Annotated in this window: 9 protein-coding genes; 6 read left to right on the forward strand and 3 right to left on the reverse strand. The window is 67.6% G+C overall.

The window, feature by feature from the left end:
* Position 1 precedes the first annotated feature (1 nt).
* The 5 genes from BLU74_RS06995 to BLU74_RS07015 all read left to right on the forward strand — a co-directional run bounded on the left by BLU74_RS06995 (position 2) and on the right by BLU74_RS07015 (position 8,126).
* Positions 2-1,774 carry a sensor histidine kinase gene (locus tag BLU74_RS06995; RefSeq protein WP_089766548.1) on the forward strand — a complete coding sequence of 591 codons (1,773 nt, stop codon included), beginning with the start codon at positions 2-4 and terminating at the stop codon, positions 1,772-1,774.
* A gap of 102 nt (positions 1,775-1,876) precedes the next feature.
* Entirely contained in the window at positions 1,877-3,049 is a 1,173-nt protein-coding gene (locus BLU74_RS07000) for an extracellular solute-binding protein (RefSeq protein ID WP_089766549.1), read from the forward strand.
* Positions 3,050-3,074: 25 nt separating this feature from the next.
* Complete coding sequence (locus BLU74_RS07005; protein WP_089766550.1) at positions 3,075-4,679, forward strand: ABC transporter permease; 1,605 nt, start codon at positions 3,075-3,077, stop codon at positions 4,677-4,679.
* The gene (locus BLU74_RS07010) at positions 4,666-5,904 is read left to right on the forward strand and encodes an ABC transporter ATP-binding protein (RefSeq protein WP_394327867.1); all 1,239 of its coding nucleotides are present in this window, start codon (positions 4,666-4,668) and stop codon (positions 5,902-5,904) included. Before BLU74_RS07005 ends, BLU74_RS07010 begins: the two co-directional genes overlap by 14 nt.
* A 2-nt stretch (positions 5,905-5,906) precedes the next feature.
* Entirely contained in the window at positions 5,907-8,126 is a 2,220-nt protein-coding gene (locus BLU74_RS07015) for a DUF7846 domain-containing protein (RefSeq protein ID WP_245705747.1), read from the forward strand.
* On the opposite strand, the gene BLU74_RS07020 is transcribed toward BLU74_RS07015, so the two are convergent.
* The 3 genes from BLU74_RS07020 to malA all read right to left on the reverse strand — a co-directional run bounded on the left by BLU74_RS07020 (position 8,110) and on the right by malA (position 13,231).
* Positions 8,110-8,361: a hypothetical protein gene (locus BLU74_RS07020; protein ID WP_089766552.1), complete on the reverse strand. Its 252-nt coding sequence runs from the start codon at positions 8,359-8,361 to the stop codon at positions 8,110-8,112. The genes BLU74_RS07015 and BLU74_RS07020 overlap by 17 nt on opposite strands.
* Before the next feature lie 63 nt (positions 8,362-8,424).
* Entirely contained in the window at positions 8,425-11,091 is a 2,667-nt protein-coding gene (gene gghA, locus BLU74_RS07025) for a glucosylglycerol hydrolase (protein ID WP_089766553.1), read from the reverse strand.
* Between the two features lie 22 nt (positions 11,092-11,113).
* The gene (malA, locus tag BLU74_RS07030) at positions 11,114-13,231 is read right to left on the reverse strand and encodes an alpha-amylase MalA (protein ID WP_089766554.1); all 2,118 of its coding nucleotides are present in this window, start codon (positions 13,229-13,231) and stop codon (positions 11,114-11,116) included.
* A 141-nt stretch (positions 13,232-13,372) separates the two neighbouring features.
* On the opposite strand from malA, the gene BLU74_RS07035 reads away from it, so the two are divergent.
* On the forward strand, positions 13,373-17,920 hold the full coding sequence (locus tag BLU74_RS07035) for a DUF7997 domain-containing protein (protein WP_089766555.1): 4,548 nt from the start codon (positions 13,373-13,375) through the stop codon (positions 17,918-17,920).
* Positions 17,921-17,945: the final 25 nt, after the last annotated feature.

A 17,945-nucleotide genomic window follows, 5' to 3' on the forward strand; every position in this document is an offset into this window, starting at 1 on the left:
GATGGCCAGAATCCAACTGCTCCTCGCCGACGAGGGAAACCGTCGCGCGATGGCGTCGTTGCTCTCGGAGCTCCACTCGCCGGTCGTCGAAGAGACGCTCGAATCCGTCGACCTCTCTCTCGTCGGCGAGGAGTCGTTCCCCCGATACCGCGAGGCGATCATAGAATACAAGCGAGCGCAGGATCCGGTGTACTGTCCAGTGGTCCTGGTCCGTCGGGAAGCGTCTCCGGTCTCGGTCACGCTGTCGGATATCCAGACGAGTGAGCCGCCGCTCGCGGTGAACGACGTCGTGTCGGCCCCGGTCGAGAAACAGGCGCTGTTCCGCACCATCTCGAATCACCTCGTCCGCCGTGAACAGACCGAAGAACTGACCGCGGACCTCAGAGAGCGGAACGACCGGCTCAGAGAGGAGCACACGAAGTACCGGACGCTGGTCGAACGGAGCCAGAACGGCATCGCAGTCGTACAAAACGGGGCGTTCGCGTTCGTCAACGGGCGGATGGAGGAGATCACCGGCCGTGACAGTGACGCCCTCAGGGAGATGCCCCCACTCGAACTGTTCACCTCCGAGCAACGGGCGTTCATCAGCGATCAGTACGGCCGATTGATCGCCGGTGAAATCGCCCAGACTCGGGCGGAAGTGCCGATCCGGACACCGGAGGGTCGAAAGCAGATCGATCTTCGGGCGTCTCGGATCAGTTACGACGGTGCGCCTGCCGTGCTGGCGCTGTTTCAGGACATCAGCCGGCGGAAAGAGCGCGAGCAGGATCTGCGACGGTTCAAGAACGCTGTCGAACACGCCGGGCACGCGATCCTCATCACCGACGACGAGGGCACGATCCAGTATGTGAACCCGGCCTTCGAGGAGATGACGGGATATACCGCGGCCGAGGCCATCGGCGAAGACCCCAGTATTCTCAAATCCGGTGCGCACGGCGACGCGTTCTACACGGAACTCTGGGAGACGATCCTCAGCGGCGAGGTGTGGAACAGCGAGACGGTGAACGAGCGTAAATCCGGCGAGCGACTCGTGTTGAATCAGACCATCGCGCCGATCAAAGCCGAGGACGGCGTCGTCCAGGGGTTCGTCGCTATCCAGGACGATATCACCGATCACCGACTGCGCCAACAGCAGCTCGCGGTCTTCGATCGGGTGCTCCGTCACAACCTCCGCAACAAGGGGGCCGCGATCCAGGGATACGCCGACGTGCTCCAGCGGACGCTGGACGAGGACCGGGTCCTCGATCACCTCGGGGCGATTCAGGATAACGTCGGGTCGCTGCTCGAGATGGGCGAGAAAGCGCGGCACGCTCGGCAGGCGTTCAACAGGACGCTGGAGGAGGACTCGAATCGGGAACTCACAGAAATCCTGGAGCGACTCGGAGACGGCATTGCGTCCTCGTATCCGGACACCGAGGTGGTCGTCGACGGTGGCCCGTCACCTTCGCCCGCTGTGGACACGCGGGTGGTGCCGGCGCTTCGTGAACTCATCGAGAACGCGGCCAAGCACTGCGACGCACCGTCGCCGCAGGTGTTCATCTCGGCGAGGCTCGACGGCACGACGGCGACCGTCACCGTCGTGGACAACGGGTCCGGCCTCCCGAGCGAGGAACAACGGGTCATCGAGGCCGGAACCGAGGATCCACTCGAACACGGGTCGGGACTCGGACTGTGGTTCGCCTACTGGCTCATCACGTACGTCGGCGGGACGATCGACATCACCGCCGACCACGACGGCACCGAGATCCGTGTGACCGTACCGACACGGGAGTAGCCTGCTGTGGCACGGTGTCAGTCGGGCTCGTCGGGAGTAGCCACGGTCACCGATCGTCAGAGACCGGAAGGTATATACGTTTTAGGCAGACCTAAATCAGGTATGGACGGAGCATCCGGAACCTCGGGCGGACCGAGCCGGCGCCGGTTCCTCGAAGCCGCTGCGGCTGCGGGAATCATCGGCGTCGCAGGCTGTAATACGCCGGGGTCCGACGGCACAGCGACGGAGACCTCGACGGCGACCCCGGCGGCGGAGTCGTCCGAGCAGATCGGCTCGGGTCGATCACCGTTCGGCGATCGGACTGTCTCGGGCGTGTCGATGTCGGAGATGCCCGACCTCTCGGGTGAGTTGACGCTGTACTCCGGACGCGGCGAGGCCCTGGTCGGCGAACTCATCTCGTACATCGAGGATCTGTATCCGGACCTCACGGTCCGGCCGCTGTACAACAATGCGGCCGAACTGGTGAGCCAACTCGAGACCGAGGGGCAGAACAGCCCCGGGGACGTGTTCTACTCGGTCAACGCCGGTGCGCTCGGCGCGCTGGAGAACCGTGGACGGACGCAGTCGCTGCCGCAGGACGTACTGGAGTTCGTCCCGCAGAACTTCCGCGCCGACAGCGGTGCGTGGATCGGGACCTCCGGCCGCGCCCGTTCGGTCCCCTACAACACCGACGTGCTCTCAGCGTCTGACGTCCCGACCGACATTATGTCGTTCCCGGACGAGTCGGCGTTCGAAGACGGATTCGGGTGGGCCCCGACGTACTCGTCGTTCCAGGCGTTCATCACCGCGATGCGGCTGCTCGAGGGCGAGTCGGCGACCCGCGAGTGGCTCACCGGAATGCAGGAGCTCGGGGCGAGCCAGTATGGTGACGAGTTCCAGGTCGCACGCGCGGTGGCTGACGGTGAAATCTCCGCCGGCTTGACAAACCACTACTACATCCAGCGCGTGCTGGCGCGACGAGGGCTCTCGGCACCGGTCCGGACCGCGTTCACGCAGAACGACGCCGGCGCGATCTTCAACGTCGCCGGAGCGTGTGTTCTCGATACCGCCGCGGACACGACGCTCGCCGCGAATTTCGTCCGGCACCTCCTCTCGGCGGAGGCGCAGGACTACTTCGCCCGGACGACGTTCGAGTATCCGCTGGTCCCCGCGGTCGAACCGATCGGTCGCCTCCCGACGATCGACGAGTTGAATCCCCCCGAGGAGATAGACCTCTCACAACTGTCGGACCTCGAGGCGACGATCGATCTCCTGCGGGAGACCGGCGTCCTCTGAGTTTCCGAGGAGCGGACACCCCACGATGGCCACCGAACACCAGCGCACGGCCGACGGCGACACAGACGACGACGCCAGCCCCCCGCTCGGCGTCTCGATCGCTGCGGCCGCCGTCGCGGCGGGTGTGCTGCTCCCCGTCCTCTGGCTGTTCCGGACCGGACTATCAGTGGGCCTCACCGAATCCCTCGCGCTGCTCACTCGCCCGACGACGCTGCAGGTGTTCGTCAACAGCGCCGTGCTCGTGGTGCTCTCGACGGCCGCGTGCGTCCTGATCGGCGTCCCGCTCGCGTACCTCACTGTCCGGACCGACATCCCGTTCCGTCGCTTCTGGACCGTGATGGTGTCGCTGCCGCTCGTGATCCCGAGTTACGTCGGGGCGTTCGCTTTCGTCTCAGCGTTCGGCCCGCAGGGCGGCTTCCAGCGACTGCTCGCGCCGCTGGGCGTGGCGAAGATCCCCGAGATTTACGGGCTGCAGGGATCGGTGTTGATCCTGACGCTGTACACGTATCCGTACGTCTACATCACAGCACGGGCGTCGCTGAAGTCGATGGACACGACCCTCATCGATGCCGCCCGGACGTTAGAACACGACCGCTGGGAGACGTTCCGACGGGTGACGCTCCCACAGATCCGTCCGGCAGTCGCGGCCGGGGCGCTGCTCTCGGGGCTGTACGTTCTCGCGGACTTCGGGACCCCGTCGATTATGCGCTACGACGTGTTCACACGCGTAATCTTCGTCGAGTTCGGGAGCTTCGGCCGCGACACTGCGATCCTGCTCTCGCTGCAACTCGTCGCAGTCACGGTCTTCATCCTCTGGCTGGAGGCGCGAGTGCGCGGAGAGGAGCGGACCACCGCCGGCGGGCGCTCGCGGGCGACCGTCTCACTCGGGCGCTGGCGCTATCTGGCGATGGGATTCGCCGCGTTGATCGCCGGCCTGGCGCTCGTCGTGCCCGTCGCGATCCTGCTCTCGTGGGTGGGGACGGGATCCGCGTCGGTGAACCAGTCGCTGGCGTTTCAGTGGTCCTACGTGAGCAACTCGGTGCTGGTCGCTGCCGCAGCCGCGGCTGTCGCCGTCGTCGCGGGGCTGCCGGTAGCCTACCTCTCAGCCCGATACGACGGCATTCTCCCCGCGACGTTCGAACGCATCAGTTACGTGGGCTATGCGGTTCCAGGCGTCGTCCTCGGCCTCGCGCTCGTCTACTTCGGGAGCCAGTACGCGACCCCGATCTATCAGACGCTGTATCTCCTGGTCTTCGCGTACGTGATCCGGTTTCTGCCCCAGTCGGTCGGGTCGCTCAGAGCCTCGTTCCTCTCGGTCGACCCCTCGTTGCCGGAGGCCGCGCGAACGCTCGGGCAGACCTCGGCGGGCGCGTTCCGGCACGTGACGCTCCCGCTCGTCGCGCCGGGGCTGTTCGGCGGTGCGGCGCTCGTGTTCCTGACAACGATGAAAGAGCTCCCCGCGACCCTGCTTCTTCGACCGTCGGGTTTTACCACGTTGGTCACGCATATCTGGACAGCGTATGAGTCGGGGTACTTCGGACAGGCGGCGATACCGGCGCTGGTCTTACTATTCGTGTCCGGACTCTCGATGCTCGTGATTCTCAGACAGGAGGGATATGATGTCAAATAGCACACAGGCTGCGGTGGAATCAAAGGCGGAGGATCGCGTCGATACGGGTCGCGGTGACGGTGTCGCGGCCAGCCCAGAGACTGCCGGCGGGAACGCATCCGCAGCGGACGGTCCGGCCGACGCAGACGATGACGTCGTGCTCGAACTCGACGGCCTCAAGAAGTCCTACGGCTCCGAAACCGTCGTCGAGGGGCTCTCGCTGTCGGTCTCCGAAGGGGAGATCCTCACGCTGCTGGGCCCCTCCGGGTGCGGGAAGACGACGACGCTCCGCGTCATCGCGGGGCTGGAGCGGCCGGACGGCGGCGTGGTGCGGTTGAACGGTCGGTCCGTCTCCGATCCCGGGTCCGCCTTCGTTCCACCCGAAGAACGCGGCGTTGGCGTCGTCTTCCAGGAGTTCGCTCTCTTTCCACACCTCACCGCCCGCGAGAACGTCGCCTTCGGGCTGAAGGACCGACCCGACGACGAGGTCGACGCCCGAGTCGACGAACTGCTCGAACTGGTCGACCTCGTCGGGCAGGGCGACAGCTATCCCGATCAACTCTCCGGCGGCCAGCAGCAACGCGTCGCCCTCGCGCGTTCGCTCGCCCCCGAACCGGAGATTCTCCTGCTCGACGAACCGTTCTCGAACCTCGACGTCGACCTCCGCGTCGAGATGCGCGAGGAAGTCCGCGAGATCATCAAAGAGACCGGTGTGACAGCGGTGTCCGTCACGCACGATCAGGAAGAGGCGCTGTCGATCTCCGACCGCGTCGCCGTGATGAACGACGGCCGGATCGAACAGGTCGGTGACCCCGAAGGCGTCTTCCAGCACCCCGAATCCCGCTTCGTCGCGGCCTTCCTCGGCTACGCGAGCTTCGTTCCGGGGTACGTCTCCGGCGACAGCGTTGAGACCGACCTGGGGACCGTCCCCAGAGCACAGATCCACGGGCTCGCGCCCGAGTACGATCACACCAAGATCGACCTGCTGGTCCGCCCTGACGACGTGAGCGCCCACCCACCAGATGGTGAGTTCGAGACCTGCGGGGAGGTCGTCACGCGCCGGTATCTCGGTCCGACCTTCCTCTACGAAGTCGAACTCGAGACCGGCGAATCGATCCAGTGTATGCACAACCACGACGAGAACGTCCCCGATTCGGGGCCCGTCGGGCTCGAACTCGCCGCCGATCACGAACTCGCGTGGTTCCCACGCGAACAGCGCCCCGACGACGACCGCTACAGCGGCTGATCGTGTTCCGTGGGGCCGTTGGGGACGCACGCGACGCCCTCGACCGACTGTCCGCTCGGATTCGTTCGGCCGCGCTCGACCACCCGGAACGCGTGGCGGCGGCCGGACTCGTTCTGGGCGTCGGCCTCCTGATTTATTTCCTGGCGATCGACCTCTTCCCCTACCACTCGGTAAACGACGACGAAGGGGTCTACCTCTATCAGGCAGCGATGCTGCTCGAGGGGAAGCTCTTCCTCCGGCCGGGAGAGATTCCCTTCGAGGCCGTCCGTCCGTGGTTCTTCGTCGTCGATGGCACCGACAGCGGCGTGCGGATGTACGGGAAGTACTCGCCGGTCGCGCCAGCGATCTTCGCCGTCGGCCGACTACTCGGTGACTGGAACCTCGCGCTCGGGGTCGTTGCGGCCGGCACGGCCGCCGGCGTCTATTGGCTCGCGGCCGCCGCGTTCGACCGCCGGGTCGGCCTCCTCGCGATCCCGACGCTGGCGGGCGCACCCCTGTTTCTGCTCACCTCGGCGACGTTTCTCTCCTACGCGCCGGCGACGATGCTGAACGTCGCGTTCGCGGTGGCGTACGTGAAGGCGGCGCGAACTGAGAGCCGGGTGTGGGCCGTCGCCGCCGGAACCGCGATCGGCCTTGCATTCTTCTGCCGGCCGTACACGGCCGTGTTGTTCGCCTCGCCGTTCATCGGTCACACGCTGCTCTCGCTCGGCGTGGTCTGGCGACGGCGCGGACTGGGGGAGTCTTTCAGCGTGGTGTTCACCCGCGCCCTGGCTGTCGCCGTCCCGGGCGCGGCGCTCGTCGGCGTCACGCTCGCGTACAACGTCATCGTGACCGGTGACCCGCTCGTCTTCCCGTACGCCGCCTTCGCGCCGGAGGACGGGATCGGGTTCGGCCCGCACGAGATCCTCAACTACGAGCGGAACTACACGCCCGCGCTGGCGCTCGAAACGACGGTGACGATCACGCAAGAATTCTTCACGTCGTGGGTTCCGGCGGGCGCCATCGGCACCGGACTCGCCGCGGTCGGCGCGGGAGCGACGGTGTGGCGATCGCGCGGCCTGCAACGCGTCCGCTCACGGTTCCAGCCTGCGAGTGGACTGCGAGACGGCGAGGTAGCCGCACTGCTCGGTGCAGTCGTCCCGGCCGTCTTCCTCGGGGAAGCGTACTTCTGGGGGACGCACAACGGCCTGCGGAACGGCCTCATCGACCTGCTCGGTCCCTTCTATCACTTCGACGCCCTGGTCCCGGTCGCCGTGTTCGCCGCCGCGGGGGTGGCTGCCATCGCTCGTCGCGGCGTCAGCGTGGTGGCCCGGTGGACGACCACCCACTACGCCCGTCTCGTCGTCTTCGTGGCCCTCGTCGCGAGCGCGCCCGCCGTGGCTTCCGCAGAACTGGCGGTCGTCGATGGGCCGCTGGCGGCGAATGAGCGCCGAAGCGAGAACCTCGCGGCGACCTACGAGCCCTTCGAGGGCCGCTCGTTCGACGATGCGGTCGTGTTCACGCCCGATCCCTACGGCGACTGGCAGGCGCACCCGTTCCAGTACCTCAGATCCGACCCCGGGTACGACGGCGCTGTCGTGTACGCCACCGACGGCGGACCCGAGCGCGACCTCCGGGTGTTGAACGCGACGAATCGGACGCCGTACCGCTTCACCTACCGCGGGACGTGGACCGGGGCGACGACGCCAGTGACTCCGAAACTCGAACGGCTCCGCGTCATCGAAGCCGCCTCGGTTCGGGCCGAGACCAGCGTGGGCGTACCTACCGAGGCGACCAGCGCGAGCGTTCGAATCGAGACGCCCGAGGGCTACGCGCGCTACAGTGTGCCGACGGCGGCCGTCGACAACGGCAACGTCACCGTGACCTGGAGCATCGGCCCCGAGACCGCACAGGTGCGGAACCTCCCCTTCGAGAGCGGATCACGCTTCCGCGATGTCCCCCTCGCGTCGGACCGCGCCGAGGTCGACCTCGTGGTGACCTTCGTCGGCGTCGGCGGTTCGAGCGTCACCTATCGCCAGGAGGTCACTGTCGACGGACGGGGCGAGGGCGTCCGTGCCGTCTGGCCGCCGGAGACCCGGGTCTGCCGACTCACCACCGAGTGTGGCTACGACGGCACCTGGGTCGGTCCCGACGGCGACTACGTCCGAGGAATCGCCGTGGAGACGAGCGCCCGGGGCGTCGAGAACGCGTCGCGGACCGCCGGTCTCACATCGGTCCCGTGATATCGACTTCGAGGAGCCCCTCGCGGATCGCGTACAGCAGCCGTTCGTCGAGCGGCATCTCAGCCCAGTTCTCCGGATGCGCCGACTCCGGAATCGCTTCGAGTCGACCCACGAACGACTCGTGCAGGAACCGGCCGTTCTCCCCGCAGTCGGGACAAGTGAGGATGATGAAGCGCACTTTGTACGAGCGTTCTTCGACTCGTTCACAGCGCGGACAGACGTACGATTCGGTCACTACCGGACGTACGAACGGCGGGAACTCGTATCTGTGGGTTTCGACCGGGGGTTGCTGAGGGACTCAGGGCGTCCGTCGCCAGAGAACCGCGTCACCGTTTTCGAGCGTCACCTCACTCGCACCGTCGGCAGCGGGTACGCCTTCGGCAGCATCGCCGTCGATCGCGTCGGTTCCTGAGGCCGTATCGACCCCCGGCGGCACGAGTAGCGGACTCCATCCGTCGGCCGAAACCGAGCGATCCCCGTGGTCGGCTGCGATCGCACTCGTGACTCCTGCCAGCGTGACCGTCACCGGAGGCCCTTCCATATTCCCGGCGAAGAGGAGTTCCTCGTCGGTTGCTGCGGTGTCCGGCGCGCGTCGGTACCCGTAGTAGCGGACTGTTCCGTCGACCGGGTGGCGGTAGGTGAAGCACTCGTCGTCGCGGAGGTCGGCTGCGAGCCAGCCCCGCGTCCGCCGGAACTCTCGGGTCCGGAGTCGGAACGCGCTGCGGGCGTCGTCCTGGCGCTCGTGCCAGTGGCTGAGGGTCGCAAAGTCGCGGACGTCCCGTAACCACGCATCGGCGAACGCGTCGAGGTCGTCCGCCGAGAGCGTCGTCCCGAGCGGCGTCTCCATCGGAGAGAGCGATGCGGCCGCTGCCTCGCGGTCGCCACCCGTCGCCGCGAGCACCGACGACAGCGCCTCGACGGTCGCGCGCAACTCGGACAGAGCGTCGACGCCGAACGACTTCGTCCGCCGGAAGAACCGGGCCTCGTCGAACGCGGCCGGGCGGACCGCCCAGTGGGCGAACGTCGCCTCGTCGGCGAGGACTGACGCGCTGCCCTCGCCGTCGGTGTCGCGGAAGAATCCCCACGGAGCGCGCATCGTCGCGTGTGCGAAGTCCAGCGGGACGCCTGGCAGGAACGCGTGAAAGAGGATCGACGCCGCGGCGGTGTCGTACGCCGCCGCGAGTCGTTCGGGGGCGTGATCGCCGAGGTGGGGATTCACCGGAACGCGACCCGCCTGCCCGTGCGGAGCCAACTGCGTCCCGCGGCGAACCGTGTCGTGATTGGCGACGCCGGTGATCCAGTTCGCACCGTGAGCAGCGACTTCTCGAACGCGCCACCAGTTTCGCGCCCAGTACGTCAGGAGGGCGGGCGTGTTGTCGCCGAATGTGAGTGGTGACCACTGGAACGCGTCCGGGTGGGTGTCGGTGACGTCGCGGTAGGTGGCCGTCAGCGGCCAGTCGGGTTGCGGACAGGGACGAGCGTCCTCGTACACCGTCCACGGGCGGTAGGCGACACCGGCGGTCTCGACCACGATATCGTGCATCGACGCGAGGAAGTCGTCGTCGATGGGGGGCATCCCGCCGGTCGTGGTGCCCGAATCGGGACGACGGATATCGTGGGAGGCGTCGATCCGGATCCCGTCCGCCCCGAACGACACCTTTCGGCGCAGCATCTCGAGGAGGATCGCGCGGACGGTCGGATCGGCGTAGTTCAGTCGCTTCCCGAAGGGCCCGGGACCGGCGAAGAAGCGGTCCGGGAGGCGTTCGACGGCGCGGTTGGCCGCGTGGCCGAACACCACGTCGAAGACGACTGCCATCGGGTTCGGGTCGGCGTGACACGTCGCGATGAACTCGACGAGTTCGTCCGGCCGGCCGGTCCCCAAGAGCGACGGGTTCGGTGCGGCGGCACCCGCCACGACGGGATCGTAGCCCCAGTTCTGGATCTCCGGTCGGCTCACGCGCGCCGTCAGCCCCTCGATGTCGACCTCGCGTTCGGTCCAGAACGTGTGCGTCTGACGGCTCTCGGTGAGTGGCTCGATCGGGAGGAGTTCGACGGCGTCGTAGCCCGCGAAGTTCCGCTCCCACGGCTCCAGCGGGTCGTCAGCGGCGCGCTTCTCGGCGACGGTCCCGAGGACGTCTGCGAGTCCGGACAGCGTGCCCCGCTCCGTGGCCGTCCCGACGTGGAGTTCGAGGACGTTCGTCGGCGGCGCGATCCGCGGAATCTCCGCCGTCGGACTCCGGTGGCCGTTCGTCACGTCTGTCGGCGCGTCAGTCCCGGTTGCGGGTGAATCAACACCGTCCGTCGGTGTGGCTGCTTCGTCAGCCGGCCCGGCTGCTTCGTCCGTCGACTCATCAGTCTCTCCTCCGGCCCTGTCGGCCGAGCCAACGGTGGCGTCAGCGCCGACCGCGCTTGCGCCGCCGTCAGCGGTGCCGAGGCGTTCGAAGTACGACCGGTCCGCGCGCGTCGCGTCCAGTCGGTCGAGGTCGTACAGTTCCGCGGGACCGAACGCTCCGAACGGGAGCGAAGCACACAGCGGATCCATACTCGTCTCGCGGCCCTCGGCCGTCTCGTAGACGAGTCGATAGAGCGACCCGAGATCCTCGCGGGTCCCCGGGCGCACACCCTCCACGGCGACCCAGTGACACTGGCGGTGTCGTGCAGTCGGTATCAGCGTCCGCTCGAATCGCACGTCGCGAGCGACGGTCTGCGCCGGGTCGACGTCCGGCGGCGGAGTCAACACCTCGAGAGACACTGCGGATTCGGGCACGCCCTCGTCGACGACGTCCGGTGTCCAGAACCCGAACTCAGCGGTCGTGTCGTCGACGACGCGCGCGCCCAACCGCGACGCGAGTTCCGATGCCGCTTCGTGCGGATCGACGGCGGTGGCAGGCGCTCGTGAGCGGTGCCACGCGACCAGATCGGCCGTCCGGTCGTCGAGCCGACGGGGCGAATCAGCGGCCGTCATTCGACTCTTGGGCGACCCGGGTTCACGCCACGGGGAACACGGCCACGTCGTCGACTGCCAGGCCCTCGTCAGTCGCGAGCGACTCGCCCGTGATTGCGTCGGTCGGGTCCACCGACACGGTGTCGAGTGTCACGGTCGCCGTCGACTCGCCGAAGTTCAGGACGCAGACGTACGCCTCGTCGTCGAGCGAGCGCTCGAACGCCACCGCACGGTCGGAGTCTGTCCCGTAGTCGACTCGCTTGAGGTCGCCATCGTAGCCGAGTGCGGGGATCTCCTCGCGGACCTCGAGCAGGCGTTCGTAGTGCTCGTGGAACGCCTCGCGCGCGTGGTCCCACGCGAGCGCGTCGCGGCGGCCGCGCTGACCCAGTTCCTGGCCCCCGTAGAGCATCGGGACGCCGGGGAGCGTGACGAGCGCCCCGGCGGCCGCCATCGCGGCGTCGTCGCCGCACTCGACGACGTACCGCGTCTCGTCGTGATTCTCGATGTAGAGCATAAACGCCGCGTGCGGCGGGAACCCCACCTCGGCGCGCTGATCGATCGCGTCCAGAATGGCCGAGGCCGGTTCGTCACCGCGGCCGACCTGCCGGAGCGTGAAGTACAGCGTCGTGTCGAAGTGCATGTCGAACATCCCGTCGTGGAAGTCCGCGATGTACGGGATGGTCTCGTCCAAGAGCAGGAAGTCCCGGTCGCGGGATTTCACCCGATCGCGGAGCTCCCGCCAGAACGAGTCCGGGACCGCCCACGCCATATCGCACCGGAAGCCGTCGGCGATCTCGAACCACGTATCGACGGCGTCGAGCAGGTGCCGGCGGACCGCGAGATTCGAGAAGTTCCAGTTGGCGATGTACTCCCACTCGAAGTACGTCTCGGGCTCGCCGTCGTCCTTCCAGTCGTACCAGTCGTAGTACGCCGAATCGGGGTTCCGGTAGGCGTCCTGGTAGAACGGGTGGTCGCGGGCGGAGTGGTTCATCACGAGGTCGAAGAGCACCTTCATTCCGTGGTCGTGGGCGGCCTCGACGAACTGCTCGTAATCCTCGCGATCCCCGAGATCCTCGGCGATCGAAAAGAAATCCGTGATGTTGTAGCCGTGCGGCGCGTGGTCGTTCTGGAGGACGGGCGTGAGCCACAGACAGTCGACGCCCAACGATTCGAGGTAGTCGAGTCGCTCCTCGATGGCCGCGAAGACGGTGTCGGCCTGCTGGTCCTCCGGGGGGCCCGCGAAGCCGCGCACGTAGATCTCATACAGCGTGACGTCCGTCGACCACGCCGGCGGGTCGTTCGTGCGGACGACCTCGAACGCGTCGGACCCCGCGGCGTCGTCGCCCGGCGCGTCTCCGGTTGCGCTCTCTGGATCGGCGGCCGTGTGTCCCCCATCGGAGGCGGCATCAGCGTCCGATGCCTCGGACCCCTGCCCTTCGGCGCTCGCGTCGGGGACCGTCACCATTCGACCCTGCGCGTCGCCGCCGTCGGGGACGGTTTCTCGAGCGAACTCGATGGTGTCGGGGACGCTGTAGGACTCCTCGACCGCCACGGCGTGGACACGGACGCGGTCGCCGACGACGCTCGTCGGAATCCTGAGCTCCCACCCCTCGATGGCGATCTGGTCCCGGTCGACGTCGTCGCGGTCGTCGACGAGGAACTCCACGACGACGTCGTCGCGGTCGGCGTCGCTGTCTGGGTGTGGCTGGGGATCGGCGCGGACGACGAGTTCGGTTCCCTCGACGTCGCCGTGCAGTTGCAGGCGGGGCCGGCCGCCGCCACCTCCTTCGGAGTGCGTCCCGGAGCCGGACCCGGAGACGCCGCCGCTCTCACCGGACGTCCGGGCTGATCCGCTCTGGTAGCCACTCAGCCCGCTCCCCCCGCTCGCGCCCACGCCCCGGCCGGCCGGGGCGAGATCGCCGGGGAACGCGCGGACGGTGAGGCGGTGTCGCCGGTCGGACGCATCGAGTTCGAGTTCGTACGTCCCGGGAGCGTCCGGGGCGAACTCGACGACCGGTTCATCGTCCGGAAGTTCGATCGTACTATCCACCGGTGCGGCACGGAGGTGCCAGGCGTACGTCTCCGTCGGGTCTGGATCGCGCGGGGCGAGTTCGATCGCGTCGCCGACGGCGACGAACCGGGGCGGGCCAGGATGTTCCATACAGGTCCCATCGTTACGTTGGGACTTTGGCTTTGCCCCGATCGGCGTTTACAGTAATCATTCGTGTGGATTTCGGGCGGGAGGGTCGACGTATCGCCGGTTACGCCAATACTTATGTCGCGGGCACACAGGTCCGTTTGTATGAGACTTCGAACCGTGCTGAACGAGTATAAGCGCGACCGCGATAAGCGCTTTCCGGGGGAGTTACCCACGAGCGGGGGCGCGTTCTCCGGGCACGGCGATCGGCTCGTTTACGTCGGCGGCGACGGCGCTCTTCGCGATTACTCGTCTGCGCTTTCAGGGCTGTACGGCATCGACCGTTCCCGGTTCGCTATCGAAGCCGAGGGCGAAATACGGTGGTTTGACGATCTCGAGCTGGTCCGACAGCACTACTACCGGGAGACGAGCCTCGTCGAGACCGAGTACAATGCGGGCTCTTACACCGTCCACCAGTACGATCTGACGCTCGGCCGGGCACACGTCACACACGTCGAACTCCGCGGGGCCATCCCCACGGACGCGCACCTGACGGCGTTTCTCACGCTGGCTCCGGAGGGCCGCGAGACCAAAGTCAGCCGACTGATCCACGAGACGGGCGGCCCGAACGAGGCCCAGGCCGTCGAGGTATTCCACCGCCGCGAACACGACTACGTCACGGCGTCGACCGGCATCGACGACGTCCGCGGCCAGATCCCCGAGCGGTTCGAGGAGATGCTCTCCGAGGACGCCTTCGAGTTCCCCCGAGACGCCGTCCTCGAACGCTACGAAGACACCCACCTCAGCGGCGACATCGTCGTCTCCGCGCCGCTCGAACCCGAAGATCGCGGCGTTCAGACGACGCTCGTCACCCAGTTATCCGACCACGAGGAGGTCGACCGCGAGGACGCACTCCGCGACCTCCGTCACTGCGCGCTCGAACACGCGACGGCCGACGACATCCGTGCGGCCGCGCGCCAGCGCGCCGAGGTGTCAGTCCCCGATGGCGTCTCGCGTCCCAGTGCCGTGCGCTCTGATCTCCGTGCGCTGTCTCTCCTGACAGCGCCGTCTGGGGCCCAGATCGCCGGTCCCGAGTTCGACCCCTTCTACACCCACACCGGCGGGTACGGCTACACCTGGTTCCGTGATCAGGCAGAAGTGGGCCGGTGTCTGGCGACTGCCGACGACCTGCTCGGCCTCGACGCCGGCGCGCGGCTCACCGCGATTGCGGAGTTCTTCTGCGATACCCAACTGGACGACGGCTCGTGGCCGCACCGCGCGTGGGCCATCGACGGATCGCTCGCGCCGGGGTGGGCGAACGCCCGCGTCGAAGCGTCCGGGGTGCCCGAGTATCAGGCCGACCAGACGGCCAGCGTCGTCTCGTTCCTCACAACGCTCCTGACAGAGCGCTCGAAGGAACTCTCGGCTGGGCTCGAAGCGCGGATCCGGAACGCAGTCCGCGACGGAGTCGACGTCCTCGACGACACGCTCGGCGACGACGGCCTGCCGGAGACGTGTCAGAACGCGTGGGAGAATATGACCGGGCGCTTCGTCCACACGGCGGCCACCTACCTCCACGCGTACGCGACCGTGGCGGCGGGCCCGGTCGACGACGATCTTAAACGCCGCGCCGGGGAGCAGGCCACTGCCGTGTTCGAGGGCCTCGATCGGCTGTGGGACGACCATTACGAGGTGTACGCGCTTCGTCTCCGCGACGGCGACGACCGCGACGCCCGCCTCGACTCCGGATCGTTCGCGCTCGTCGAAGCGTTCGCCGCCTACGACGAACTCGACCAGGTCGACGAGATCCCGGCCGCGAAACTCGAGCGGCTCAAGATGCATCTGGATCGAGCGTTCACCGACCTCCGTCGGGAATCCGACGACGGCGACGTCGAGGGGCTGATCCGCTTCGAGGGCGACTACTGGCGCAGCGCCGAGCAGGACGACGAGAAGGTGTGGTCAGTGTCCACCGCGTGGGGGGCCAACGCCGCGGCCGACTTCGCCGAACTGCTCGAATCCTACGGAGACGAGGAGGCCGGGGCGGCGTTCAGAGAGACGGCCACCGAACTCTACGAACTCCTCGGGGCCGACGGCCCGTTCGCCAGCGATGCGGGGTACCTCGCAGAGCAGGTGTTCGACGACGGGACGGCCGACAGTGCGGTCCCCCTCGGCTGGTCGCACGCGCTGCGACTCCGCGCCACGGGCGTGCTCGGAGAACAGGACGCGCTTCCGGCTCCGAAGGCGGCCCCCTCGGGGCCGTCAGGGCGTCCACGCTGGACGACCGGCGAGAAGTACGGAGTCGCGACGGTACCGGACCACACTGAGACGGATCCCTCCCGGATCTGGTTCACGCTCACCGAAGGATCCCTGACCGAGGTCCGGTTCCCGCGCGTCGACCTGATGAACCTCCGCACGCTGGATTTCCTCGTCGTCGACGAGGACTCGAACTACACCGCACGGACGCACAACGAGACGCGTCGCGACGACGACGCCGACACCATCGAGCGGCGAGTCGAGGTCGCTGACGACGACGCGCTGCTCTACCGACACGTGATCGCCGAGACCGGCGACGGACGGGGTCATCAGTGGACGCTCAAGGCCGAGTACGTGCCCGATCCGGAACACGACGCCGTCCTCGTCGACGTCGACTTCCAGGCCGACGACGACAACGAGTACGAACTGTACGCTGTGGCGGACGCCGCGCTCGTCAACACCGGCACGACTGACCGGGGGCTTCGCCTCGGCGGGCCGAACGGCTACCATCTCGTCGCGCGGGACGCGAGCGCCTACGATCAGGAGGGCGACACCGAACCGCTCCTCATCGACGAGGAGGGCGACGAGTACAGCGTCGCCGCGGCGATGGCAGCGGCGAACCGGTTCGAGTGGGCCACCGTCGGCGTCGCCGGCTCGGAGTACCTCTCGGAACTGTTTTCCGACGGCACCGCTCCGACGCCCGAGAGCAGCGTCGACGACGAGAACGTCGTGCTGGTCGGCCGGGTCGGGACGGGCGAGACCGTCGGAAACCGACTGGCACTCGGCTTCGCCGAGGACGCCGACACGGCGGCCGCGCTCGGCGAGGCCGCAGGGGCCCTCAGCCGCGAGTACGGGTCGGTTCGGGCCGGGTACATCGACGCCTGGGCCTCGTTCCTCGCGGACAAGGACTTCCCGGAGTCGGTCCGCGGCGACGACAGACTCACAAACCAGTACAAGGCCTGTCTGATGAGCCTTCGCGCCGTCGAGGACAAGACGTTCTTGGGGGCCGGGATCGCCTCGCCGTCAGTGCCGTGGGGCGAGGCCGTCACCGCCGAGGAGGCCAAGGGGTACGGCTACAACTTCGTCTGGTCGCGCGACCTCTATCAGGTGTTTACCGCCTTCGAGGCGGTCGGCGACATCGAGACAGGCCGGCTGGCGCTCGAGTACATTTATCAGTACCAACAGGACGATCGCGGGTTCATCCCGCAGAACACCTACCTGAACGGCCGGACTCGCTGGGGCGGCGAGCAGATGGACAACATCTCGTTCCCGGCGGTGATGGCCTGGATGCTCCGCCAGCACGGCGTCGGCTTCGATGACGCCGGGTACGACTACAGCAACGTCAAGCGCTCGGCCGACTACGTCGCCCGCAACGGACCGCCGACGGCCCAGGAGCGCTGGGAGGAGGAAGCGGGCTACTCGCCGTCTTCGATCGCCGCCGAGATCGCCGGACTCACGTGCGCGGCCGACATCGCTCGGGAGGAGGGCCACGACGCGGACGCGCTCATCTGGCAGTCCCTCGCGGACGACTGGAGGGACCGCGTCGAGGAGTGGACCGCGACCGAAACGGGGTCGAAGCGCCACACGAACACGCCGTACTACGTCCGGATCACTCGCGACGGTGACCCCGACGCGGGTCACCTCCGGACGCTCGCGAACAACGGTCCGACGCTCGACGAGCGCGAGATCATCGACGCGGGATTCCTCGAACTCGCGCGACTCGGGATCAAGCCCGCTGACGACGACACGATGGTGAACTCGGTACAGGAGGTCGACGACACCATCCGGGTCGACACGCCGCACGGTCCGGCGTTCTACCGGTACAACGGCGACGGCTACGGCGAGCGGGCCGTCGACGAGGAGGGGGCTCCGTGGTCGATCGAGGCCAAGGGCAAGGGCCGACTCTGGCCGATCTTCACGGGCGAGCGCGGCGAGTACGAACTCCTCCACGACCCCGACGAGGAGGCGCTCGAACCGCAGAATATGCTCGAGACGATGGCGGGCTTTGCGAACTCCGGGCGGATGCTCGCCGAGCAGGTGTGGGACCGACAGCACAGCACGGAGTACAACTGGGCGTTCGGGGAGGGAACCGGAGCGGCGACCCCGTTGGCCTGGTCGATGGCGCAGTACGTCCGACTCGCCCACAGCGTCGACGCCGGCGAACCCATCGAGATGCCGTCGGTCATCCGCGAACGCTTCCTCGAAACCGATCGCCAGGACGCGCCGCGTCTCCAGGTCAGCACGCGGTTTATGGGCGACGAAATCGTCGTCTCCGGCCGGACGGACGGGGCGGTCGTCGCGGTGAAAACCCCGACCGAGACGCAGGTTGTCGACCCCGACGAGGGATCCTTCGAGGCCTCTCTCGACATCGAACACGGCGAGAACCAGATCACCGTTGCCGCCGCGAGCGACGAGGACCTCTCGGTCGCCGGGACGAACGTGACCCGGCTCACGCTGTAATCGCCGCCGACAGCGACGCCGAATC

Source organism: Halobellus clavatus (genome assembly GCF_900107195.1).
GTDB lineage: Archaea > Halobacteriota > Halobacteria > Halobacteriales > Haloferacaceae > Haloquadratum > Haloquadratum clavatum.